This is a genomic window from Prauserella endophytica, from assembly GCF_005146945.1.
GTDB classification, from domain to species: Bacteria; Actinomycetota; Actinomycetes; order Mycobacteriales; family Pseudonocardiaceae; genus Prauserella_A; species Prauserella_A endophytica.
Window position 1 is genome coordinate 50,638 of record NZ_SWMS01000004.1, and the last position, 22,131, is coordinate 72,768.

Annotated in this window: 23 protein-coding genes and 1 pseudogene; 5 read left to right on the forward strand and 19 right to left on the reverse strand. The window is 70.0% G+C overall.

Annotation, left to right across the window (positions count from 1 at the left end; genetic code table 11):
• Positions 1 to 25: 25 nt before the first annotated feature.
• Entirely contained in the window at positions 26 to 1,459 is a 1,434-nt protein-coding gene (locus tag FCN18_RS09410) for a sulfatase-like hydrolase/transferase (RefSeq protein WP_158303078.1), read from the reverse strand.
• Positions 1,460 to 1,555: 96 nt separating this feature from the next.
• Here FCN18_RS09410 and FCN18_RS09415 point away from each other — a divergent pair, with 96 nt between their 5' ends.
• Together FCN18_RS09415 and FCN18_RS09420 are read left to right on the forward strand one after the other, a co-directional pair.
• Positions 1,556 to 2,437, forward strand: coding sequence for a LysR family transcriptional regulator (locus FCN18_RS09415; RefSeq protein ID WP_112271433.1), 882 nt, complete (start codon positions 1,556 to 1,558; stop codon positions 2,435 to 2,437).
• Positions 2,438 to 2,487: 50 nt separating this feature from the next.
• Complete coding sequence (locus tag FCN18_RS09420) at positions 2,488 to 2,688, forward strand: lipopolysaccharide assembly protein LapA domain-containing protein (protein ID WP_228713813.1); 201 nt, start codon at positions 2,488 to 2,490, stop codon at positions 2,686 to 2,688.
• A gap of 263 nt (positions 2,689 to 2,951) precedes the next feature.
• Here the strand turns inward: FCN18_RS09420 and FCN18_RS09425 are convergent.
• The 12 genes and pseudogenes from FCN18_RS09425 to FCN18_RS09470 form a co-directional block, all read right to left on the reverse strand.
• A pseudogene (locus FCN18_RS09425) lies at positions 2,952 to 3,553 on the reverse strand (GNAT family N-acetyltransferase).
• A 58-nt stretch (positions 3,554 to 3,611) separates the two neighbouring features.
• The gene (locus FCN18_RS09430; protein ID WP_206077849.1) at positions 3,612 to 4,067 is read right to left on the reverse strand and encodes a DUF5994 family protein; all 456 of its coding nucleotides are present in this window, start codon (positions 4,065 to 4,067) and stop codon (positions 3,612 to 3,614) included.
• A gap of 225 nt (positions 4,068 to 4,292) precedes the next feature.
• Entirely contained in the window at positions 4,293 to 4,592 is a 300-nt protein-coding gene (locus tag FCN18_RS09435; RefSeq protein WP_137094500.1) for a hypothetical protein, read from the reverse strand.
• Positions 4,593 to 4,723: 131 nt separating this feature from the next.
• Complete coding sequence (locus tag FCN18_RS09440; RefSeq protein WP_113641606.1) at positions 4,724 to 5,131, reverse strand: DUF6292 family protein; 408 nt, start codon at positions 5,129 to 5,131, stop codon at positions 4,724 to 4,726.
• Positions 5,132 to 5,222: 91 nt separating this feature from the next.
• Positions 5,223 to 5,381: a DUF6307 family protein gene (locus tag FCN18_RS39470; protein WP_170200527.1), complete on the reverse strand. Its 159-nt coding sequence runs from the start codon at positions 5,379 to 5,381 to the stop codon at positions 5,223 to 5,225.
• 75 nt (positions 5,382 to 5,456) lie between these two features.
• A complete protein-coding gene (locus FCN18_RS09445) occupies positions 5,457 to 5,909 on the reverse strand; it encodes a DUF5994 family protein (RefSeq protein ID WP_206077850.1) in 453 nt (150 codons plus the stop codon).
• Between the two features lie 423 nt (positions 5,910 to 6,332).
• Positions 6,333 to 6,530 (reverse strand): RGCVC family protein, encoded by a 198-nt coding sequence (locus FCN18_RS40825; RefSeq protein WP_199542594.1) that lies wholly within the window; start codon positions 6,528 to 6,530, stop codon positions 6,333 to 6,335.
• 332 nt (positions 6,531 to 6,862) lie between these two features.
• Positions 6,863 to 7,324, reverse strand: coding sequence for a helix-turn-helix transcriptional regulator (locus FCN18_RS09450; protein ID WP_137094502.1), 462 nt, complete (start codon positions 7,322 to 7,324; stop codon positions 6,863 to 6,865).
• 72 nt (positions 7,325 to 7,396) lie between these two features.
• Complete coding sequence (locus tag FCN18_RS09455) at positions 7,397 to 8,023, reverse strand: VOC family protein (RefSeq protein WP_113641604.1); 627 nt, start codon at positions 8,021 to 8,023, stop codon at positions 7,397 to 7,399.
• Positions 8,024 to 8,149: 126 nt separating this feature from the next.
• Entirely contained in the window at positions 8,150 to 10,012 is a 1,863-nt protein-coding gene (locus FCN18_RS09460) for a calcineurin-like phosphoesterase C-terminal domain-containing protein (protein WP_206077851.1), read from the reverse strand.
• A gap of 277 nt (positions 10,013 to 10,289) precedes the next feature.
• A complete protein-coding gene (locus tag FCN18_RS09465; protein WP_199542592.1) occupies positions 10,290 to 10,712 on the reverse strand; it encodes a hypothetical protein in 423 nt (140 codons plus the stop codon).
• 232 nt (positions 10,713 to 10,944) lie between these two features.
• Complete coding sequence (locus FCN18_RS09470) at positions 10,945 to 13,977, reverse strand: BTAD domain-containing putative transcriptional regulator (protein WP_158303079.1); 3,033 nt, start codon at positions 13,975 to 13,977, stop codon at positions 10,945 to 10,947.
• A 166-nt stretch (positions 13,978 to 14,143) separates the two neighbouring features.
• On the opposite strand from FCN18_RS09470, the gene FCN18_RS09475 reads away from it, so the two are divergent.
• Positions 14,144 to 14,617 (forward strand): MarR family winged helix-turn-helix transcriptional regulator, encoded by a 474-nt coding sequence (locus tag FCN18_RS09475; protein WP_137094506.1) that lies wholly within the window; start codon positions 14,144 to 14,146, stop codon positions 14,615 to 14,617.
• Between the two features lie 38 nt (positions 14,618 to 14,655).
• On the opposite strand, the gene FCN18_RS09480 is transcribed toward FCN18_RS09475, so the two are convergent.
• The 5 genes from FCN18_RS09480 to FCN18_RS09500 form a co-directional block, all read right to left on the reverse strand.
• The gene (locus FCN18_RS09480; protein ID WP_113641601.1) at positions 14,656 to 15,801 is read right to left on the reverse strand and encodes an SMP-30/gluconolactonase/LRE family protein; all 1,146 of its coding nucleotides are present in this window, start codon (positions 15,799 to 15,801) and stop codon (positions 14,656 to 14,658) included.
• Entirely contained in the window at positions 15,798 to 16,157 is a 360-nt protein-coding gene (locus tag FCN18_RS09485; RefSeq protein ID WP_137094508.1) for a hypothetical protein, read from the reverse strand. Before FCN18_RS09485 ends, FCN18_RS09480 begins: the two co-directional genes overlap by 4 nt.
• Positions 16,154 to 16,585, reverse strand: coding sequence for a hypothetical protein (locus FCN18_RS09490; protein ID WP_112271451.1), 432 nt, complete (start codon positions 16,583 to 16,585; stop codon positions 16,154 to 16,156). Before FCN18_RS09490 ends, FCN18_RS09485 begins: the two co-directional genes overlap by 4 nt.
• 114 nt (positions 16,586 to 16,699) lie before the next feature.
• Complete coding sequence (locus FCN18_RS09495; protein WP_112271453.1) at positions 16,700 to 17,473, reverse strand: hypothetical protein; 774 nt, start codon at positions 17,471 to 17,473, stop codon at positions 16,700 to 16,702.
• A 418-nt stretch (positions 17,474 to 17,891) separates the two neighbouring features.
• Positions 17,892 to 19,052 (reverse strand): pyridoxal phosphate-dependent aminotransferase, encoded by a 1,161-nt coding sequence (locus tag FCN18_RS09500; RefSeq protein ID WP_137094510.1) that lies wholly within the window; start codon positions 19,050 to 19,052, stop codon positions 17,892 to 17,894.
• 58 nt (positions 19,053 to 19,110) lie between these two features.
• On the opposite strand from FCN18_RS09500, the gene FCN18_RS09505 reads away from it, so the two are divergent.
• Positions 19,111 to 19,656 carry a helix-turn-helix domain-containing protein gene (locus tag FCN18_RS09505; RefSeq protein ID WP_113641629.1) on the forward strand — a complete coding sequence of 182 codons (546 nt, stop codon included), beginning with the start codon at positions 19,111 to 19,113 and terminating at the stop codon, positions 19,654 to 19,656.
• 146 nt (positions 19,657 to 19,802) lie between these two features.
• Complete coding sequence (locus FCN18_RS09510) at positions 19,803 to 21,266, forward strand: aromatic amino acid ammonia-lyase (protein ID WP_112271459.1); 1,464 nt, start codon at positions 19,803 to 19,805, stop codon at positions 21,264 to 21,266.
• Positions 21,267 to 21,311: 45 nt separating this feature from the next.
• On the opposite strand, the gene FCN18_RS09515 is transcribed toward FCN18_RS09510, so the two are convergent.
• Complete coding sequence (locus FCN18_RS09515; RefSeq protein WP_112271461.1) at positions 21,312 to 21,977, reverse strand: helix-turn-helix transcriptional regulator; 666 nt, start codon at positions 21,975 to 21,977, stop codon at positions 21,312 to 21,314.
• Positions 21,978 to 22,131: the final 154 nt, after the last annotated feature.

The window sequence follows — 22,131 nt, forward strand, 5'->3', positions numbered from 1 at the left end:
CTTTGTTCGTCGGGCTGAGGGTAGGTCAGGCTCCGGTGGGGGAGTGGGTCATGAGGGGTTTGGCGAGTACGGCCTCGATGCCGCCGTACTCGGCGATCCGGCGCCGCTGGTCGGCGCGGACCTCGGCGTCGACGGCGACGGGGTCGCAGATGGCGAGCAGTTCCTTGCGGCCCCGCTCCAGCGCGTCCGCGGCGGCCGGGTCGGCGGCGCGGTCGTGCAGCTCGTCGGGGTCGGCGGCGAGGTCGAAGAGCCGCTCGGGGAACCCGACGTGGTACTCGTACTTCCAGCTCCCGTAACGGACCATGAAACCGCCGCTCGCGGAGTTGGCCGAGTGGAACTCGGAGAACACGGTCCGCCTGGGGTCGGTGCCGCGGCGGGCGAGTTCGAGCAGGGAGCGCCCGGGCAGGTCGGCGTCGGCCTTGGCGGAGGCGATACCGAGGGCGTCGAGCACGGTGGGGAAGACGTCCACAAGGGACACCGGTGTCCCGCACCGCTCGCCCTCGGCCACGCCGGGGCCGGCGAGGATCATCGGGATCCGGACGGACCGCTCGTTCATCGTGCCCTTGAACCACGTCCCGTCGGTGCCCATCAGCTCGCCGTGGTCGGAGACATAGAGCACGATCGTGTTCTCCGCCTGGCCGGTCGCCACCAGCGCACGGAGCACCATGCCGAGCTGGGCGTCCATGAAGCTCACCAGCCCGAAGTAGTGCCGCAGCGAGCGCCGGGTCTCCTCGGCCGTGAGCGGGAGGTCGAGCCCGCAGCTGCGCCGGTAGAAGTCGACCGCGGGATGCCGGTCCCAGTCTGCCGGGTCGCTGCGGAGCGGCTCTGGCGGCTCGATGTCGGCGTAGAGGTCGAGGTACTCGCCGGGCACCGTGAACGGGTAGTGCGGGGTGACCAGCGAGACCTTCGCCGCCCACGCGCGGTCGCGGGGGGCCTCGTCGGTCAGCCACGCCACGGCGGCCTCGGCCACGGAGCGGTCCTGGCGGGTGTAGTCGGACTCGCCGCGCGCGGTCCCCACGACGGCGCCGCGAAGTTGCGGGGCAGGCGGTTGCGCGTCGCGCAGGCAATGGAAGAGGTCGCCGGTGCCGCCACGGACGTGTAGCGGCAGCCGCTGGTCGGAGAACCCGGTGTCGTCGGCGACGCCGCGGTAGTGCAGCTTGCCGATCGTGACGAGCGGGATCCCGGCCGCCTCGACGCGATGCCCCCAGCTCGCGGCCTCGGTACCGGTGTACGGGGAGGCGTTGTCGTAGTTGCCGGTCTGGTGTACGTACCGTCCGGTCGCCATCGCGGCACGGGACGGCACACAGATCGGCGAGTTGCAGTAGGCCGCGTCGAAGGTCGTCCCACGGGCCGCGAGCGAGTCGAGCGTCGGCGTGCGCACCACCGTGTCGCCGTAGGCACCGGAGGCGTGCGGGACGTGCTGGTCCGACATCACTATCAGCAGGTTCGGCTTCACCACGCAGCGAACGGTACGAACGCGGACCCATAGAGTCCAATTGTTCGTTTCTGTCGAACCCATAGCTTTTGTCGATGTTCGCTGCTTACCATCATTGCCGTGGAGAGACGGCAGCTCGAGTACTTCCTCGCGGTCGTGGAGCACGGCGGCGCGACCCGGGCTTCGGCCCACCTCCACGTCTCGCAGCCGACGATCTCGGCGGCCCTGCGCAAGCTGGAGAAGGAGCTGGGCGGGGCATTGTTCGAACGGGCCGCGGGCGGGCTGGTGCTCACTGGCGCCGGAAAGGCACTGCTGGAACCGGCGGGACAGGTGATCCGCGACTTCGCGGTCGCGGCCGACAGCGTCCGCGACGTCCTGGGGTTGCAGGGAGGCTCGCTGGACCTCGTCGCGGTCCCGGCGGTCAGCGCGGGATGGCTGCCGCCCGTGGTGGCGGCTTTCCGCAGGGCTCATCCGAAGGTGGCGATCACCGTGCGTTCCGAACTGGACAACACCCGGATCGCCGACGACGTCCGGCGCGGCCGGTTCGACCTCGGCCTCGCAGTCTCCGCGGTCGCGGACCCGGGACTGGTCACACACGAGGTGGGCCACCAGGACCTGCAGGCGATCTTCCCGCCCGGCGCCGGGGGAGCGGGCGAGCCCGTTGGGCTCGACGAGCTGCTCACCTTCGACATGGTCACCGTGCCGCCGGAGCGGTCCGCCGCCCGCCAGTGGTTCGAGGCCGAGCTCCGCAGGCGTGGGCGCAGGACGCCGAGACCGGTCGAGGTCGCCTCGATCGACGGTGTCCTGCCGATGGTCCGCGAGGGTGTCGGCTACGCGCTCTGGTGGTCGCCGATCTCCCCGTCGCTGGTCGGCCCCTGCGTTCTGCGGCCGGTCCGGCCGAGGTACCGCAGGCCAATCCTGGTCGTGTTGCGCGGCGGCCCCCTGCCACCCGCGACGCAGGCGTTCGTGCGCGCGGCCGGCCTCGAGCAGGCGCGGGCGTAGCGTCAGGCACGCTCCCCGGCGGGCGGGTCGGCGTCATCGTCTTCGCCGCGGTGCTGGTGCTCCTGCTGATCGTCATCCTGCAGAACACCCAAACGGTGCAGATCTCCTACTTCGGTGCAAGCGGAAACGTCTCGCTCGCCGTGGCGGTGCTGCTGGCCGCAGTGGCCGGCGTGCTGCTGACCGCGATCGCGGGATCGCTGCGGATCTGGCAACTTCGCCGCCACCTACACCGATCAGCCCGCCGAACGTAGTACTTCAGCCGAGCCAGCACCGTTCTACCGCGGCACAACAGCTTGGTCAGCTCAGCTCACCGATTACCGGGCCACGGCGGCAAAACTCGGCTCCGGCGCGCAGCTCCAAAGGGGCGCGCGTCTACTGGGAATCGAACTGTGGGCGTACGTCCAGCGGTGGCAAGGCGGAGTCGATGCCGCGAAGGCCTTCCCATCGGACATGGTCCGGTGGGAAGGCCTTCGCGCACAGGAGAAGAACGTCGTTCGGTCTCCGAGTTTCCCGGTCAGTCCGCCTTGAAGGCGGGGGCAATCTGGGCAGAGGCGGCCGCCCGGTCGAGATCGGCCGACCGGAGGAGGAAGACCTGTAGTGCGAGATTGAAGTATTTGCCGGTCTCGCCGACCCACTGCATGCCGTTGCGGCGGACGGTGGCGGCGGCGCGCGTGTTTCCGGCCGGACCACGGCGAAGATCTCGTCGACGTCGTGCCGGAAGGCCCAGTCGGCCAAGGCATAGGTGGTCTCGCACGCGTAGCCCTGACCCCAGGTGTCCGGGTGGAGCTGCCAGCCGATCTCGAGATCCTCCCGACCCGGCGGCAGGGGCAGCAGAATCGCTCCGCCGATGACCCGCCCGTCGCTACGTTGCTGAATCGCCCAGCGCCCCCGGGCAACGCCGACCGGGCGGTCGGCGATCCATTGCTGCAACAGCAACCGCATGGCCGCCAGATCGGGCACGGTGTCCATGGCCGGGGTCAGCCAGCGGGCCACGGCTGCGTGCCCGTAGACGGCCAGGGCCGCTGACGCGTCCTCGATCTGCCAGCCCAGCAGGATCAGTCGCGTGGTGACCAAGGGAGGGCGCGGTGTCGTCGTGATGGATTCGCTAGTGGTCATCGCCAGACCTCTTCCGGTCGTGGTGATCATCCCGAGGTCCAAACCCCGCCCGGCGCAGTCAAGGGAGTCGGCTGCCCCCGTCGTTCTCCCAGCTTTCGGTGGCCGCAGGCATGGGCTCCGGCACGGCAGCATCCGCGCCGAGGTCAAGAGCGTGAAGCACGTCGGTGCTGTCGACGTTGTCTCGCCGCGACGCCGTCATGAGGGCGTGGTGCCCGGCCGACGGGGTGGCTTCGGGTGGCACCACGAGCAGGGTCAGGCGCCGCCTGCCCCTGCCGGCCACGGTCACGGTGCCGGGATGCTGCGAACGGAAGCCCTCCAACCGGACCACCCGGCCGTCCACCGTCAGTCGGCGGGTGCCCGGCTGCCACCTGGTCAGGTTGTACGTCACCCGTTCGATCGAGCCCTGCCGAGCCGCGAGCACGGCGAGCAGCTCCGGCAGCTCGGTGGCCAGGTCCCAGGATCGTGGCCACCACGCGCCGTCGACGTACCCCGAGGCCGACCCGTCCGGCTTCATGCGCAAGCGCAACGAGCGCCGAGATGGTGCGACGACCATCGGCATCGTGGAAGTGGCAACAAGTGTTTGTGAGCTCGACGTCACGTCGGCGCTCCCGCCTCGGCCGCGACAGCGGCCGGCGTTGGCTATCGTCGAGGACGACGCAGGCTTGGCCGCTCACGTACGAGATGCTCCCGACACCTCCAATACTACGCCTCGCGCAGCCATGCAGCGCCGGCGATCTCCCTACCTGGTCGGCCAGGCGTCGATGGCCTGCCGCAGCGTGGAGGCCACCTGCCGGAACGGCTCACCGCTGTCGTACTGCTCCACGAGGGTTTCCGCGATTCCGGCCAGCGCTCGCGTTCCTCGTTCGGATGCCTTGACCAGGGCCACGGCGACGTTGCCGGGCAGCTGGGCCGACGCCTGGGTTCCCGATGTGGCCGATTGCGTGGCCTGCCAAGCCACGTCAACCCGGTCGAGGGCCGCCAGGAGGTCCCTCCACACGGCAAGCTGACTGGTGCTCTTCTCCGGTGTGTCGCTGGGCATGCAGTCGTCCTCCAGCGGGAGTGGGTGGGGTTGTCGCGCGGCGGGAGCACGGGCTCCACAGCGCCGATTCCGTTGCCGTTTCAGGCTAGGACAGATCGCCCACGGCCGCTGATGGGCGCCGTCGACGCACCCTAGATGTACCGGGCGAGCTCGTTGGCGAGCTGATCGCGGGCGGCCGTGGTCGGGAAGTCCGGTCTCCGGGCGGCGGTTCGGCGACCCGCGAGCACGTCCGTGACAAAGCGGGCGACGACGGCCGGGTCGGGGGCTACCTGGTCACTGGCCAGATAGCCGACCACGGTGGTCGGCTCGCCGGGTTCCGTCTCGACCGCCAGCGCCCAGCCGTGTCGCTCGTTCCATACCAGCATCAGGTCGTGCCGCGGCCGCTGGCCCCACCTTCGGGACAGACCGAGGTAGGCGGACACCGTGTCGCTGATCTCGAACGACGTTGCCTCGGCAGGCACCGCCAGCGCATCGGCCACCGCGCGCAGGTAACCCGCGAGGCCCCGGCGTAGCGACGCCGTCGTGGCGTCATCACTCATGCGCACAGCGTACGTGGCGGGAGGCCTCATTGTCGTCGGCACGCCGGTCACCGGCGGCCCCCTCGCGCCTTCGGCCGCGTCGTCACCAGTGTTACCGCACCTTCTCCGGGATCGTGTCAAGAGTGTGCAGCAGTTGGACCGCGATCTCGCGGCATTCCGCGTCGGTCAGCTTCGTGTGTTGCTTCAACACCTCCTGCGCGCGCGTCACGCGGCGGTCGTAGCGGGAGATGAAAGCCGTGCTCGAGGTCATCGTTGTCTCCTGGTTCGTGCGCATAAGGACCCGCCTTGCCGGGATCGGCGGCGGATTGGAGCGATCCGGTGTCTCTCAGCGTGGCCGGGCCGCGCCCGCACCGGTGCGGGCGACCGGCACTGTCACCTCGGCGAAGCCGGAATCGGCCCCACTGCGGAACAGGATCTGCGTGGCCTGTTCAGTGTTTCCCGGGTCGGCCGCCCGTTCCAACGCTGCCGCGGCAGCACGTTCGCTCGTCTCCGGTGGAATCACCAGCAACACCATGCGATGCCAGCCGTGCCCCGAAACCAGCACGGTGTGCTCGTCCAGCGAGCGGAAGCCCTCCAGCTCGACCGGCTGTCCGTCGACGACCAGGCGACGCGGCGCCTCGGCCCAGGCGTCCGCGTTGAACGCGATCCTCGCCGCACGTCCGAGCCGCCACTCGATGCCCGCGATCATCGCGGGAAACTCGGCCACCGGTTCCCATGATCGGGGCCACCAGGCGCCGTCGACCATTCCCATCGCCGCGGCCCTCGGTTTCAGGGCCAACCGCAAAGGCTGCCGTCCGGCACCGGCCCCGCCGGTTCGGCGTGCGCGGTGATCGTGCGAGCCCAACGGCATGTCGGCGCTCCCGTCTCCAGCCGGCGAACCGGCCGACGCTGTTGTCACCGGCAACGGCATCGACGAAGCTGACGATGCGCGAGAAACTCCCGGCGCCACCAACACTACGCCGTTCCACCGGCATGAGCCGATCTTCGGCGTCGCGCCGGCCGCGAACACGGTCCGAACGCCCTTCGGTCCGAGCTCGTCTGGGGGCCGGACCGATCGCGGGCCGGTCCTGTTGTTCACCCGGGACCAGCGTCCGGGGCCGGACCGGATGCCGCACCGACCGGTGGCAGCGCCAGAAAGTCCACAAGCCACAGTCGGCTCAACCGAAGCCACCCGGACTGGTCCCTGTCGCGACCGGCGTGACTAACCCGCGGAAGGCGTCCGTGGTTCGTTCGCGGCGCCGCCGACGCAGACGCATCCCCGGCTCAGCCCCTGCTCAGCTGTCGCGGAACAGAACCTGAGTCCGATCGCATCGTGCGCGTCCCATCGGTGCGAGCACGCCGCACAAGTGACACCGGCAACCGGTTCGGTCATGATGACATTCGCCTCTGTCGTCGGCATGGACGTTGACTCCTTCTCCTGCGCCGGTCGTTGCGTGACTGGGGCGCGCTCGTAGCTTCGACGGCACCGCGGGCAGACCAGGCGACGACTCGACCAACACTACGCTCCGCGGCAACGATGCCCGCGCACCGCACGGCACCAGCTACCCAATGTGGACTGTTTCGCTCCCCGCCAAGGACGTGCTGGACGAACTCGGGTCGCTCAGCGGGGGACAGTCCCTTCAGCGGACGTCCCGCGGCCTGCGCCTGGCCAAAGGCGCTGTCGAGGTCGGCGCTGGCCGGCGGGATCCAGCCGTAGCTGCCCTGGCCGTCCTCAGGGCGATGGTGCGGCACTCACCCCGGATACGCTGCGAGGCGGGCAGACCGGTTTCTGACCGGCCTTGTCACCTGTTTCGCCACGCATGACGGCATCCCCGGGGTGGCGGGCGTCGTCCGGCGCCGGTAGGTGCTGGGCGGCACACCGACCAGTTCCGTGAAGCGAGTGCTGAACGTGCCCAGCGACGAGCAGCCGACCGCGAAGCAGACCTCGGTTGCGCTGAGATCACCACGGCGGAGCAGCGCCGCCGCCCGCTCGGCACGCCGGGTCAGCAGATAGGCGTACGGAGACTCCCCGTAGGCGAGCCGGAACTGGCGGCTGAGCTGCCCGGCCGACAGGTGTTCACCGCGGGCCAGCGCCTCGACATCCAGTGGCTGCGCGTATTCCCGGTCGATCCGGTCCCGGACGCGGCGCAGGCGCGTGAGGTCGCTCAGGCGCCGCGCCGCGGTGAGTGCGTGCGCCAACGAGGGGTGACACATCCGAGGCTCCTGTGGTCGATGTCCGCGGGCACGTGGCTCTGCTGTCCGTCTTCGTCGGCTGTGGACAGCAACTCAGGACAGGGATGCCATGGAGGCTGGTTCCCACGCGAAGCCGTCCGGGTCGGTGAACGGCTCGGCCGCGCCGCCGACCGCGATCCGGTGCGACCCGGTGCCCTCGGGGTCGACGCCGGCGTCCTTGGCGAGGGCGCGGCGGCGGTAGAGTCCCAGCTTCACGGAGCCGGACCCGGCGGCGAACTCGACGTACATGCGGCCGAAGCTCTTGGCCACGGTGAAGCCCCGGTCCCGGTAGAACCGCTTGCTCGCGGCGACGTCGGCGACTCCCAGCAGGAGCACGATGTCGTCGATCCGCCGGGTGGCCGGGCCGGTGTCCTTCTTCGCCGGGGTGGCGATCTTCCAGATCGTCCCGTCCGGGGCTTGTACCACTCCGCCGTATCCCCACATCGATTTCGCGGCGGGCTTGAGCGTCGTGGCACCGGCGTCGAGCGCGGCACCGATCAGGACGTCGACATCGGCGGGCTGGGAAACGATCAGGGAAAGCGTGAACCCGCGGAAGCCGGTTGTCGGCTCCTGAGCGGCCCGCAGGTTCAGGCGGTGGCCCAGCCCGAACGCGGCGGCGTAGAAACGTTCGGCGGCCGCGACGTCGGCCACCTCGAGGGTGATGGTGTCGATGGAAGTCATGCCGGTAACGCTAGGCGCGGCCCGGTCACCGGGCTTCTTGATTCCTGACCACTCCCGACGTGCCCGCCGCGCACGGGTCGGGGGCCGCCACCGTGCGGTGACGGCCCCGGACCGGCGACGACGCGGTTATCGCTGTTCGACGACCTGGAAGTCGAGGACGTCGGTGAACTGGCGGCCGTAGGAGTCGGTGGCGGTGACCACGGCGCGGTGCGCGCCCGGCGCGAGGTCCGTGGGCAGCTGGAACCGCCACAGGTGCATGGTGCGGTCTGCCAGGCTGCCGCCGTTGACGAGTTGCTGTGCGGCAGCGTGCGGGTCCGACCACTCGGGGCCGACGAGCTGGTCTTCACCTCGGAGTTGCTGGGTGCGGACCGCGTGCTGGGCACGGGCTCCGTCGATGCTGACCTTGACCGTGGAGCCGGTCGAGCCCATCCAGAAGTTCGTGGTGATCCAGGTCCGCCCGTTCAGGTCGGCCCGGGTCACCACGTGGGGGTCTGCCAGTTGCGGCGCGGCCCCGTCGCGGGTGCGGTTCCAGGCCTGCCGTGCGACGTACCACTCGCGGTAGGTCGGGCTGTTGATGCCCAGCTGTGTCTGGACCTGGTCGCTCTGACCGGTGACCGTGTAGCGCTCCTTGAAGGAGTTGCCCTTGATGTCGAGCGTGAGCACCCCGGGCCGGCCACCGTCGCGGCCGACGGCGACGGGATAGCCGTCTTCCGTGAGCGAGCCGGAGTACCAGTCACCGGAGATCGCACCCGCCGTGATGTGAGGGAATGGGAGGCCCTTGATGCCGAAGAGATCGCGCCAGCCTTTGACGAGATCGCCGGTCTTCATGTTCTCGATCGAATGGCTGTGCCCGGCGACCGCGACGGCCTTGCGGCCCTTCACCAGTTCGTGCACTTCACGGACCTGGTCGACCTGGTGGATCGGGCTTCCTTCGTCCGCGAAGTTGAGCAGGCCGACGTGACTGGCGATGACCACGAGCTTGTTGTCGTCGACCTTGGCGAGATCGCGCTCCAGCCAGGCGAGCTGGTTCTCGTCGAGGCGGCCGTTGTACCGCGGCTGGTTCACCGGATCGTCGCAGGTGGGGCGCAGGCCGTCGGCGTTGTCGAGATCAGGCGTGCAGGGGTAGCGAACCGTGTTGAGTGCCACGACGTGCACGTTGCCGATGTCGTAGGAGTAGTACGCGGGCGCGAGCTGGGCTCGGAAGGTGTCGAACGAGTGCTCAGGCGTGGTGGCGTCGAAGTCGAGATCGTGGTTGCCGGGCAGGAACCGCGCCGGTCCGTTGGTCAGGCTGGTGAGCTCCTTCACGTCGGGGTAGAGCGAAAGGTCGTCGCCGACCACGTCGCCGATGAACAGGGTGCCGCAGCCCTGGTAGTCGGTGCGCCCGGCGAGGTCGTTGATCGCTCCCTTGCGGGCGTAGCCGACCTCCTCCTTGTCGTAGGTCTGCAGGTCGCCCGCGATCACGCAGTGCTGCTCCTGAGACTGCGTGAGCCGGCTCTTCACCACCGGGAAGTTCACCTCGGCGGGGAGGGGGCCGGTAGGCGCGATGCCGCCATAGCGCAGGTCCGGCGAACCCTCTGGCAGGTGGTTGTAGTGGAACTGCGCGACGTTGGACTCGTCCACCGGCACCTGGTAGCCCGACGGCTGGGTGATGAACACCGTCATGTTGTCGAAGGCGGGCAGCCGGTAGCGCCCGTGGGAGTCGGTGGTCACGACGTCTCGGCCGTTGGACACCAGTACCCCGCCAAGGCCGCGTTCCTGTGGATCGCTGACGCTGTCGCGGTTGCGGTCCACGAAGACCTTGCCGGTCAGTACGGAACGATCGGCCTGGCGACCCTTGTCTCGGATCACCTCGACGTGGCCGCGGTAGGCGGTCTCATTCCACGTGGCCGGCTTCGGGGCAGCCGCGAGCGCGCCGGGAGCGACGACGATCGCGGCAGTGGACCCCGCGACCGCGACGGTCGCGACGGCTGCCACGGCGATGCGGAGCATGCTGCGCTCTCGTGATGGGGACCTCAACTCTGCTGACCTCCGGTGAGTTTGCCGGGGAGATGCCGGCCTCGGTGGCCGGCAGGAAGCGACTTTTCCGGACAAACCTGAACAAAGAGAGGCCCCGAAGGAGAACGGTGGGCGTCCGTGATCCGGACCGCGGGTGACTCCCATCGAGTGCGGCGACCAGCCGCCACCATCCAGAGGCGTAGGCCGCGCGCGGCCGCTCGGTGAAGGACCAGCACGGCCATCAACCGGCGCGCCGTGAGCGGCCGGGGCACTAGATCGCCAGCACCCCGGCCAACACCGCGAGCGCGCCGACCGCGGGCCCCCAGTACTGCATCGGCACGAAGAACAACTTGTGCCGGCCGCCCAGCATCACCCGTTCACCCGTCCGCTCGTCGAAACCCGGTTTGGGACGGTTCAGCCGCCGGCCAACGAACCAGATCGCCACCGCGGCCGCGGCGAGTCCCAATGCCGTACCGAAGTTGGTGGGCTCCGCGACGACACCGACGGCCAATCCGGCGAGAGTGCCCACCATCGCGCCGAGCATGGCGAACACCAGCGCAAGGATTCCCCATCCAGACCAGACGATCACCGCTTCGATTCCTCCTGCAGTCCCGTTCACCGGAGAGCCTTCGCCGAACGCGAAGGCAACCTGAAGTTCGAGTGACGATTCGCGGACGGCCCCGACCGCCGGCACCACAGCCGGCGCAGGGGCCGGACATCGTCCCTCGGGGGATCAGCATTGCCGAGAGGGCTTGCCGGCAGCGGCGTCGTCCCGGCCGAGCTGACGGCGCTGAACCGGCAGCTCAGGGGCACCGTCGGTCGACGAGCTCCCCAGTACTACTGTTCTCGTACTGTGCTCCGGCGAGGCGGGCGCAACGGCTCGGCACCACCGGATGGAAGGCACTGCCGCTGACGGGGCCGGGTGGTCAGGGGAGCGGCGCGTGAGAAACCGGCGCGTAGGCGTAGGGGCCCAGACCGTCCACGATGGCCTGTGCTTCGACCTCGCACTCCTTGACGCCGACCTCGTCGCCGATCTCGCGTAGTGCCGCCGCCAGCGTCGCCAGCGCCTCCAGCAGGAACGCGGTGCAGTTCTCCTGGCGGTAGATCGCGCACGCTCTCCGCAGCACCGCGATCGCCTCGTCGTGCTCGCCCGCGCTCAGCAACGCCTGGCCGAATCCGCCCAACGTCTGCGCGACGCCGACCGGATCGGCCGAGCAGTCGCGTCCCAGCGCGAGGGTCGCCCGGTACGTCCCGATCGCCTCCTCGTGCATGCCCGCCAGGGCCTGCGCGTGCGCCAGGTTGTTGAGCAGCCAGGCCTCGTTGTAGACGTCACCGACCTTGCGCGCCAGTGGCAGCACCTCACGCATGTGCCGGATGGCCCGGTGGAGGTCACCGGACATGGCCACCGCGACAGCGAGGTTCAGCAACGGGCCCAGCCGCCGACGTTCGTCACCCAGCGCGGCACGCAGGTCGCACGCCCTGGTGAGCATGTCGACGGCCTCTTCCAGGTTGCCGATCTGGCTCAGCGCGCAGCCGAGGTCGTTGAGTGTTCTCGCCTCCGCGGTGCGGTCCCCGGCGAGCCGGGCCGCGGCGAGCGCGACCCTGGCCCCGCCGATCCAGTGATCCCACTCGCTGGCCCGCTCCCAGTAGTTCCGCAGTACCGCCGGCAGCTGCGACGCCGCTTCGAGCAGCCCGTACTCCCACGCCAGTGCGGTCGTGGCGGTGAGGGCGCCCTGCTCGGCGCGGAACCAGTCGAACGCCGAGGCGCTGTCGGGGAAAACGGGTAGCCCTGGCGGCTCGCCCGCACCGGACGGCAGGACCTCCTCCTCGTTGGGCTTCCTCAGCGGCTTGTTGGCGGCGTCCGCCGCGTGGAGGTACCAGTACACGACTCTCCGGACCGCCTCCCGGCACGCTCGCTCACCGTCTCGCTCGGCGAGGTCGCGTGCGTAGTCCCGGAGAAGGTCGTGCAGCCGGTACCGGCCGGCCGGGGCGGACGTGACGAGGTGCTCGTCGGCGAGCTGATCGAGGATTCTTTCGCCTACCGCGGGGCTCACGCCGGCGAGCGCCGCGGCCGACGCGGCGGCGAAGTCCTCGCCAGGGTGCAGACCCAACAGGCGGAACATTCGTCGCGCCTCCGGGTCGAGGGCTCGGTACGACAGGTCGAACACGGCTCGGACGCGCCTGCTGCCCGCTGCCAGCTCTCCCAGCCGGTCCCCGGCCGCACGCAGCCGGGCCGCGGCGTCGGCGAACCGCCACGCCGGCCTCGCCTGGAGCCTGCGGGCCGCGAGGGTCAGCGCCAACGGCAGCCGGCCACACAACTCCACCACCATCCTGGTGGCCGCCGGGTCGTCGGCAACCCGCTGCCCGACGATCCGCCTGAGCAGAGCCTCGGCATCGGGGAGGGGAAAGCCTTCCAGCGTCACGGTACGAGAGCCATCCAGCGCGAGCGTGCGCCTGCTCGTGACCATCGCCAGGTTGGTGGGTCCGGCCGGAAGCAGCGGAAGCACCTGTTCCTCGCTCGCGGCGTTGTCCAGCAACACCACGGCATGCCTGCCGTGCAGCAGACTGCGGTAGAGCGCGGAGCGCTCGTCGAGCGTGCGTGGCACGGACTCACCGGCCACCCCGAGCAGCCGAAGGAACGAGTCCAGAACGGTCGACGGGTCCGCCGGGGGCTGGTCAGAATGCCCACGCAGGTCGACATAGAGCTGTACGTCGGCGTAGCGGCCTTCGGCGAGCAGTTGCCGGGCGAGGTGCACCGCCAGCCGCGTCTTGCCGACACCACCCATGCCCTGCAGCACGAGGATGCCCGCGGCGGTGTCGCCTCGTGTCGGAGCCGGCAGGCCGGCACGCAACTCCGACAACTCGGCCTCCCGTCCGGTGAACTCCAGGATGTCCGGCGGCAGCTGGCGGTGCGCCGTCACCGGGTCGGCGCCGGTCGGGTCGGCCCTGACCACGTCCTGCCGCAGCACGCGCTGGTGTGCCTCGGTCAGCTCGGGACCGGGGTCGGCGCCGAGCTCCTCCCGCAGCCGGCGCCGGACCTCGTCGAACGCGTTCAGCGCGGCCGCCTGTTGCCCGCTACCGGCCAGCGCGATCATGAGCCGCGCGGTGGCCACCTCGTGCAGCGGGTCGTCCCCGACGAGCCGCCGGAGCTCCGGCAGGACCTCGTCGTAGCAGCCGATCTGGGTCGCGGTCTCGGCGTAGTCCACGACCAGCGTCTTCCACTCCTCCACCAGTGCCGTCACCAGCGGCTGCACGCGAGTGGTCTCCAGGTTCGCCAGCGGTTCGCCCCGCCACAGACTCAGTGCCTTGCGGAACAGGACACACGCGCGAGCCGCGTCGCCCGCCTTGCGCGCCTGCCTCGCCTCAGCCGCCCGGTGCCGGAACTCGAGCAGGTCGAGCTGCTCGCGCGTGACGGTGAGCCGGTAGCGACCACGGCTAGCGGTCAGCACCTTCGCCCTGTCGCTTCCCGGCTGCTTCGGCACCAGCCGCTGCCGCAGCCGCGACATACTCGTCTGCACGAGGCTGACCGTGTTGCCGTGCCTCCGCTCGCCCCAGGCGGCCTCGATCAAGGCGTCGCGGCTGACCGGCACGTTGGGAGTCAACGCGAGCAGCCCCAGCAGCGCCTGTTGCCGAGCCGGGCCAGGGTCCACCTCGACGCCGTTCACGGTGACCGCGAGCGGGCCGAGCACCCGGATCCGGAAGTGCTGTTCGGCGGGCTGCCCTCGGCGGCTCAGCTCGACGAGATCCTCGGCTTCGTCGTGGGAGAGCCCCAAGGCAGCCGCCAGCCGGCGCAGGTTGGCCGGACGGGGTGTCACCACTCTGCCCTGCTCCACATCTCGCAGACCGGCGAGGCTCAAGCCCGCGAGATCAGCAAGCTGGCGCTGGGTGAGACCGGCACGAACGCGAAGTCCGGCGACGACCTCACCCAGGCGCCGGGGCGGGCCGTCGGTATCAGTCATCTCGCCTGTCATCGTCCTGTCCGTTCTGCCCGTGCAGTGGCGTCCCGCGACTGTGGACGCGCCGCACGGCGTTCTGGTTCCGCCACCTCGGCTGCGCGCTCGTCTGCGCCGCGATGGGGATCGCCGGCTCCGGGTTCGGCCTGGGCCGAGTCATTACACTTGCACCATGACCTCGCGGGCTCGCATCGAGCACATGGACGACCACACCGGGTACCTGATCATCAAGGTGGCCGGGATGGCCGTTCCCGCCTTCGAACGCGCGCTGGTTCCGTTGGGGCTCAACACCCGGCAGGTGCGCGTTCTCGGCTTCCTGCACGGCGAGTCGTTGTCCCAGGCCGAGCTGTGTGCGCGCACCGGCCTGGACCGCACCACCATGGTCGCTGTGCTGGACGAGCTCGAGCAGCTCGGCCACGCCACCCGTGAGCGTAGTAAGTCCGATCGGCGCAAGCACGTCGTACGGATAACCAGGAACGGCAAGGCCGCGTACGCCAAGGCGACGAAGAAGCTCTTGCGGGCACAGGAAGAGCTGCTCCAGCCGCTTGCTCCAGCCGAGCGAGCGCAGCTCCACACCTTGCTCAGCCGCTTGTTCGACGCCAGCCAAGCCTGTGCGCCGGAACCTGCCGCCGAAGCGGTGTCGTGATTACTGGACACAGTGGACATCCGTGATCGCCGATTCCGTTATCGTCCACTGTGGCCCGGATCCGCGATCCATCGGATGGGCTGGCCGACCAGTGAGCCGAGCAACCACCCCTGCTGGTAGGGAACGATGTTGGTAGGGGCCGGGTGGATCCCCGTGACCTGGCTCAGCACGCGACCGTCCTCGGAGAGCACCAGCACGCATCCGGACAGCGGTTCCTCGCCGACCAGCACGGAGGTCGGCATCCGCACCACCGCCTGTCGCATCAACCGGCTGGGCAGCACGTAACGGTCGAGCGACGGGATGCGCTCGTACATCGGCAACAGCAACCTGCCGTCGCCGGTGCTGGTGAAGCCGTCCGATATGCCCGGCAGCCCATCGACGAGAACGTCCGCCGCTCCCGCGCGCGAACCGGAGAGCCAGTATCTGGAGATGCGGTAACGCGTGGACTCCGCCACCAGCACGGCACGCCCGTCACCGGTGAGCACGACGCCGTTCGGGAAGTACAGGTCCGTAAGCAGTTCCGTCGTTAGCCTGCTCTGCGGGTCGTATTTCAGCAGCCTCCCGAGCGGACGGCCCTCGAGGAAGTCGTACAGGGAATACGAGGGCAGGCCACCCAGAGTGGCACTGTTGTACTTGGAGTTCGAATCCGAGAAGTAGACGATCCCGGCAGAGTCGATGACCAGGTCGTTGGCCGCCAGAATGGGTTCGCCGTTGGCGCGATCGGCCAGCAGGGTGACGTTCCCGCTTGGCGAGACGGATTGGAGGCCGACACCGTGGTTGGCCACCAGCAGCCGGCCATGGTGATCGAAGGCGAGCCCGAGCGGCCTGCCACCTACCTTCGCGAAGACCTCGGCGCGGTCTCGGCCCGGTTCCGTTCGCATGATCAGGCCGTCGCGCGTGCCCGTATAGACCCGCTGGCTGCCGTCGACGGCGATGTCCTCCGGACCGTTGAACGACTGCCGTCCCAGAGGACGCAGTGTCCCGGCTGTGGCGCTGTCGATCCGGCCGGAGTCGACGGAGAAGCCGTCCGGCGGATCCCACGCCACTGGTTCGAAGGGTTCCACGGGGGGATTACGCACGAGGAAGAACGCGCCGATGGCGACCGCGAGGAGCAACACCACCGAACCGAGCGCGATCCCGGTCCGGCGCAGCACTGTGCCACGCCGGCCGCTCCACCAGTTCATGAGGCCGCGCCGCGCCAGGCCGGGAGCCGAGAGCGGCGCGCGAGCAGCGTCGCCATGACCACACACGCACACGCGACGACCACAGTGGGCAGACCTTCGTCGAGCGCCCCCCTGGCCACATAGGAGAACACCGCGGTGGTGATCACGCCCGCAGCGAAGCCGAACCCGAAGGTGAGCACCGGCTGCGCCGTGCGCGTCGGCAGCACAGCGCCGACCAGCAGGAGCGCGCACAGCACCAGATCCGGCACGAGGAAGAGGTTGTCCGCGCGAAAGCCGTCGTTGAGGAACAGAACGCCGAACGTCGGCACGCTGACGGCGACGGCAACGATCCTCGCCGAGGTGAGCAGTCCCATCACGCCGCCTCCTGGTGCGAGCCGAGGACGGGGCGGGCCCGCGACGTGGTGAACTGCCATACGCAGAGCGCGGCGAGCAACACGATGCACGCCAGGTCGAACACCGTGCTGAACGTGGCGAGGTCGGCACGCAAGCCCGGATCCGGGAGGATCAGTGACAGGAACGTCACCTTGCCCGCGATGGCACCGATCGCCGCGGGGATCCGGGCAGGCCGGAAGAAGGCCGCCCACACCAGCGCGCCACCCAGCAGCAACTGGAGCATGCCGCGATGCTGCAGCAGAGCCTGTGTCATCGCGTCCGGATCGGTGATTCCGTATGTCCATTCGAGGGTGTACGTGTCCAGCAGGGCCAACGCGGGGCTCGCGGTGATCACACCCATCGCCACGAGGCCCACGCGGACGGATGCTTCCGCACCCGAAGGAAGTTTCATCGGTTCCCCTAATCGTCAGTCTGGCTGACAATCTACAAAGCTGATGGATTTCGTTCGAGGTTAGCACTACCGCGCAGGAACGTGCACGTCTCGCCGGGGACCGCGCGCTTGCCGCTATGAGGACCAGCGCTCGGCAAGTACGTCGCGTGGCGTCCTTCCGTCGGCGTCGAAGTCGAGGACTCCCAGTACGAAAGTGATGACCGAGTCGGCGAAGAGGCTGATCTTGTCGTAACTGCTGGTGCGTGCGTACTCGAAGTCGTCCGGCTGCACCCGCTGGTGGATGACGAATCCGGTGATCATGGCCTGCAGCGTCAGCGTGACCCGCTCGGGTGTCCAGCCGGCACGGAGCGGCACTCCCGTCAGCTCCATGAGCTGGGCGTAGGCGTCGGTCCAGTGCCGCTGTTCCGCACGCAACCCTTCCGCGACGGTACCCCCGCCCTCCGGGTGATCCTTCAGGAGCGGGGCGAGATGTGCGATCAGGTAAGAGCGCGGATCGGCCACCAACTCGCCGAGCAGGGTGTCGGCGGTCCTGATCGCGGCGTCCACCGGACGCCTCGGGTCAACGCCGTCGGTCAGGCCGGTCGCCAGCCGGACGGGCAGTGGCTCGGAGGGCCGGTCGTTCCTTGCCAGTGCCCACACGGCGGCATCCGCGCGGAACGCGTCGATCGATCCCCACCGGCTTGTGATCATCCGGTTGTCGGGCGAGTAGCCCGCCTTCACCAGAATGGCGTTGGGGTCCAGGTGCCCGAGCACCTTCGGCAGCGGGGGCGCTCCTCCGGGATTCTCCCCGGCGAGGAACGCGTCGATCTCCCTGGTCGCGATGTTCAGCAGCAGGACGGCGACCTTGTCACGCCGGTCCGCCGCCGGCCGTCCCCGACGTCCAACCAACTCGACTCCCGTATTTTCTCGCGCCGACGACGGGAGAAAACCCGTACCGTTCGGCGGCTGAGCGCTAGATCCTGAAATCAGGTAAGGGGACATCACGAGGTTACGAAGGAGCAGCGATGTCGTGGACATGGGTCTTCGCCGCCCGAGAGGAGCCCGTCGGCGATCCGGAGGTGGCTCCGGTGGCAGCGCCCTGATCGACACGCCTGGGCGGGGTCGCCACGGGGAGCAGCCGCGGCCATACCCAGCCGGCCCAGGCCGCCAAGCGCCGCTGCGCCGACGACGCCGACGACTCCGGTCCGGGAACGGCCGAACCCGTGACCCAGGCCCGGGCGACCGTGATCCTCCTGTGCCGCCCTCTCCCTCTACTTTGGAGCTTGTGGATCGCCGTTCCACCTTCTGGTCCGTGCGCTCGCGATCATCAGCCGATCGCCGCCCGGAAACGCTCGGCCAGATCGGCCAGGCGGTCGGTCGGTTCGTTGGCGAACACGAGCCGCAGGTAGTGATCCCCGCTGGGGCCCCATCCGGTCATGGGCGTGGCGGCCACCTTGCCGTACCGCAGCAGCCGCTCCGACAGCTGCCCCGGCGTGATTCCCAGCGGCCTGGTGTCCACCAGCAGCGACCACCCGCCGTGCGGTCGCACCACCGGATAACCGGCCAGCTGGTCCACGATCTTCACCGCGCGGCGCCGCCATTCCGCGGTGGCCGCGGCGACATCGGCGTCCGCGTCCGGAGCGCTCAGCGCGGCCGCGACGGCCTGCTGCGCCAGGCCCACCTGGCACACCACGTTGGTCAACCCCACCAGGCGGATGTCGGCGAGGATGTCGGCAGGGCCGACCACCCAGCCCACCCGCCAGCCGATCATCCGCAGCTCCTTGGAGGCGGAGCCGATGGTGATCACCCGGTGGGCAAGCCCGTCGTGCGCTGCGGGGTGGTCGGGTGGCCGCCCGTCGAAACGGATGCGCTCCATGGCGGCGTCGTAGATCAACCACGCGTCATGCCGCTCACACGCCGTGGCGAGCGCGGACCAGTGGCGGTCGTCGAGCACCAGGCCAGTGGGCATGGCCGGCCCCATCATGAGCGCCGCCGCGGTGTTGGGGCCGACGGCGGCGGCCAGGCGGTCCGGGTCGACCACCCAGCCGTCGGCGGAGGGCTCGGCGGGAACGAACCGCGGTATGCCGCCGGCCAGGCGAACGCGGTTGACCAGTCCCGCGTACACGGGGTCGCACAGCACGACCTCCTGGCCCGGCTCCACGGTGGCCAGAAGGGTGTTCAGCACACCGTTGAGCCCACCGGCCACGCTCACGCACTCGGTGTCCGGATCGTAGGCGCGGCCGGCGAGCCGCCCGACGTGCGCGGCGGCGGCCTCTCGCAGACCACGATGCCCCTGGAAGGGGAGGTAGCTGTTGGCGTCGTCATCGTCGACCGCGGTCCGGGTCGCCGCGACCGCGAGCCGCGGCGGCCGGATGTCGGTGTCCAGGTTCTCCAGCCGTAGCAGCTCCGGATCGGCCAGCGCGTCGGCCGCGTCACCGATGACGTCCACCCCGATGCCGGGGATCTCGCGCAGCCGGGTCACGGTCATGACGACACTCCTCACTGGTTCAGTTCACTGGTACGTGCTACCCACTATGCTGGTACGCATGGAACTGGCGCAAGCGGTGGGCGCGAACGTGCGCAGACTGCGTATACAGGCGGGGATCTCCCTTGCCGACCTGGCATCGGCCGCCGGCATGAGCAAGACCACTCTGCACGGCATCGAACTGGGCCAGGCCAACCCGACCCTGAGCACACTGTGGGCATTGGCCACCGCGCTGCGGGTGTCGCTCGGGGAGCTCTTGGACACCGGATCGCCCACTGTCGAGGTGGTCCGTGCCGACGACGACCGCCCGCACGTCCGAGGAGACGCGGTCAGCGCGCGGCTACTGCACCGCATCCGGCTGCGCGGCACCGTCGAGGTCTACGACATCGAGATCGACCAAGCGGTGCAGAACTCGGACGCCCACCTGGCCGGAGTGCACGAGTGCCTCGTGCTGTCCAGGGGACGGGTCACCACCGGCCCGGCCGAGTCCCCGATCGAACTGGCCGCGGGCGACTCAGTCCACTTCGACGCCGCCCACCCGCATACCTATCAGGGGCACCACCGGAACAACCGCGCCGTGCTGTTGATGCTGCACCCGGAGCAGTGACGCGAAGCCGCCCTGCGGGGATCAGCGAACGCTCACCAACCTGCGGTGGGGACCACGGGACCTCGGCCGTCTCCTGTCTCGGTGACCAGACGCTTTCCGGTCTCGGACCGGGTCCCAGCGGACACGGTTCCGGGTACAAACCGGGCATGGCTTTGGACACGACGACGCGGGATGTGGTGCTCGACGGCCGGTCGCTGACCGGTGACCAGGTGATCCAGGTGGCCAGGGGGCACGCCAGGGTGTTGATCGCCGACGCGGGAAGGCACGCGGCCGAGGTGGCGTGGTCCGCCGCCGAGCGGCTGGTCACTCGCGGGCCCGTCTACGGCCGCACCACGGGCGTCGGCGCCAACCGCGTGGAAGCCGTTGGGGCCGACGCCAAGAAGGGCCACGGTGTCCGGCTGCTGCGCAGCCACGCGGGCGGGGTCGGTGACCTGCTCGCCGAGGAGGAGGTGCGGGCGATGCTCGTCGTGCGCCTCAACCAGGTGCTCGCGGGCGGAGCCGGACTGCGTCCCGGTGTCGCCGACGCGCTCGCGGACGCGCTCAACTCGGGCAGCTATCCCGCGGTGCACGAGTTCGGCGCGATCGGCACGGGCGATCTCACCGCGCTCTCCGAGACCGGACTGGCACTGCTCGGCGAGCTGCCGTGGCTCGGGACGTCAGCAGGGCCGGAGCCGATCGCACTCGACTCCGGTGACGCGCTGGCGCTCATCAGCAGCAACGCCTTGACGATCGGGATCGCCGCGCTCGCCTGGCACGAGGCGCGGCGGCTGCTGGACGCAACCCACGCGGTGGCGGCACTGTCGTTCCTCGCTGTCGACGGCTCACGCGAGGCCTACGCCGAACGCGTGCACGCGAGCAGGCCACACGCGGGGCAGGTCGAGGCCGCGGCGCGAATGCGAGCCCTGCTCGGTGCACCGGCGCGCCCACCCGCGCGCCTGCAGGACCCGTTCGGTTTCCGGTGCTTCCCACAGATCCACGGACCCGCTCTCGACGCCGCCGCACAACTGTCCACAGTGATCGGCGTCGAGATCAACGCGGCGGCGGAGAACCCGCTCATCTCCGCCGAAGACGACACCGCGTACCACCACGGCGGGTTCCACTGCGCGTACCTGCGGCACACGCTCGACGGCCTTCGCCTGGCGCTGCTGGACACCGCGCACCTGTCGACGGCCCGGCTGTCGGCGCTGCTGGACCCGCGGTTCACCGGGCTGCGGCCGTTCCTCGCTCACGGCGAGAGCGGCAGCTCCGGCGTGATGATCCTGGAGTACAGCGCCAACTCCGCGCTCGCGGAGGTGCGGGCGCTCGCCGCGCCCGCCGGGCTCGGCAACGCCGTGGTGTCGCGCGGACTCGAGGAGCACTCCAGCTTCGCGTTCCAGTCGGCGAGGCAGTCCCTGCGCTCACTGACGGCACTGCGACTCGTGCTCGCCTGCGAGCTGGTGACCGCGGTGCGGGCGCTACGTCAGCGCGACGTCGTCCCGTCGGCGGCGACTCCGCTGCGCACCGCCTACGACCTCGCCGCGGGGAAGCTGAGCGCCGAGATGAGCGATCGCAGGCTGAGCGCGGACGTGGAGCTCGCCGCGACGCTGCTGGAAGACCTCGCCGGGCTCTGAGGTGGGAACCGGTGTGGCTCGCGGGCACCGAACCCGTTCGGCCGTTCAGCAGGCCGGGTCCGCGAGCCAGCCCCGGTCGGCGGCCTTGGCGCCCGCCTGGAACCGGCTGCGCGCGCCGAGCCGGCTCATCAGGCCGGACACCAGGCGGCGCACCGTCCGTACCGAGACGCCGAGGCTCGCCGCGGCGGCCTCGTCGGTGTAGCCGGCCGAGAGCAGCGTCAGCATCGCCCGCTCGCGCTCGGTCAGCTCCGCCTCTTCCGGAAGGCCGCCGGGCACGAACGGGACCGCCGAGGGCCAGACCCGTTCGAATAGGGCGACGATCGTGTTCACCACGCTCGGCAGCCGGAACAGCGCGAGATCCGAGGGCTCACCGGGCAGCACGGCCAGCTCGCCGTCGATCACCACCGCGTCGGCGGGCGCGTCGGCCACCGTGCGCACGTCGGCCCCGGCCAGCGCGAGGGACCCCAGCCGCATGGCCATCGCGGGGATCGTGCGCGCCTCGTCAGGGACGAGCACTCGGTAGCGCACCCCCGGCCTCGGGCTGCCCTTGCCCAGCAGGGGAAGCCGGCCGCGAACGGTGTCGGTGAGGCTGGAGACGACCAGCACCTCGCGCTTCGCCGAGGCCAGCGTCGCCTCGACCCTGGCGCGGGTGGACAGCGGCGCCGAGTGGCGGTGCAGCACGGCGACCCTGGTCGGCTGGGTTGCGATCATGGCGGTTCCTCCCCGTCTGTGGCTCGCCTCCCACCTTCTCGCCACCCGCATGAGGATTCGATGACAAGCAAGTCTCGTGGCTCGGGCTTGGCCGCAGTGTTGGATTCGGCCGCAGTGAAGGCCACCTTGCCTGCGTTGAACGCAGTGAAGGTGG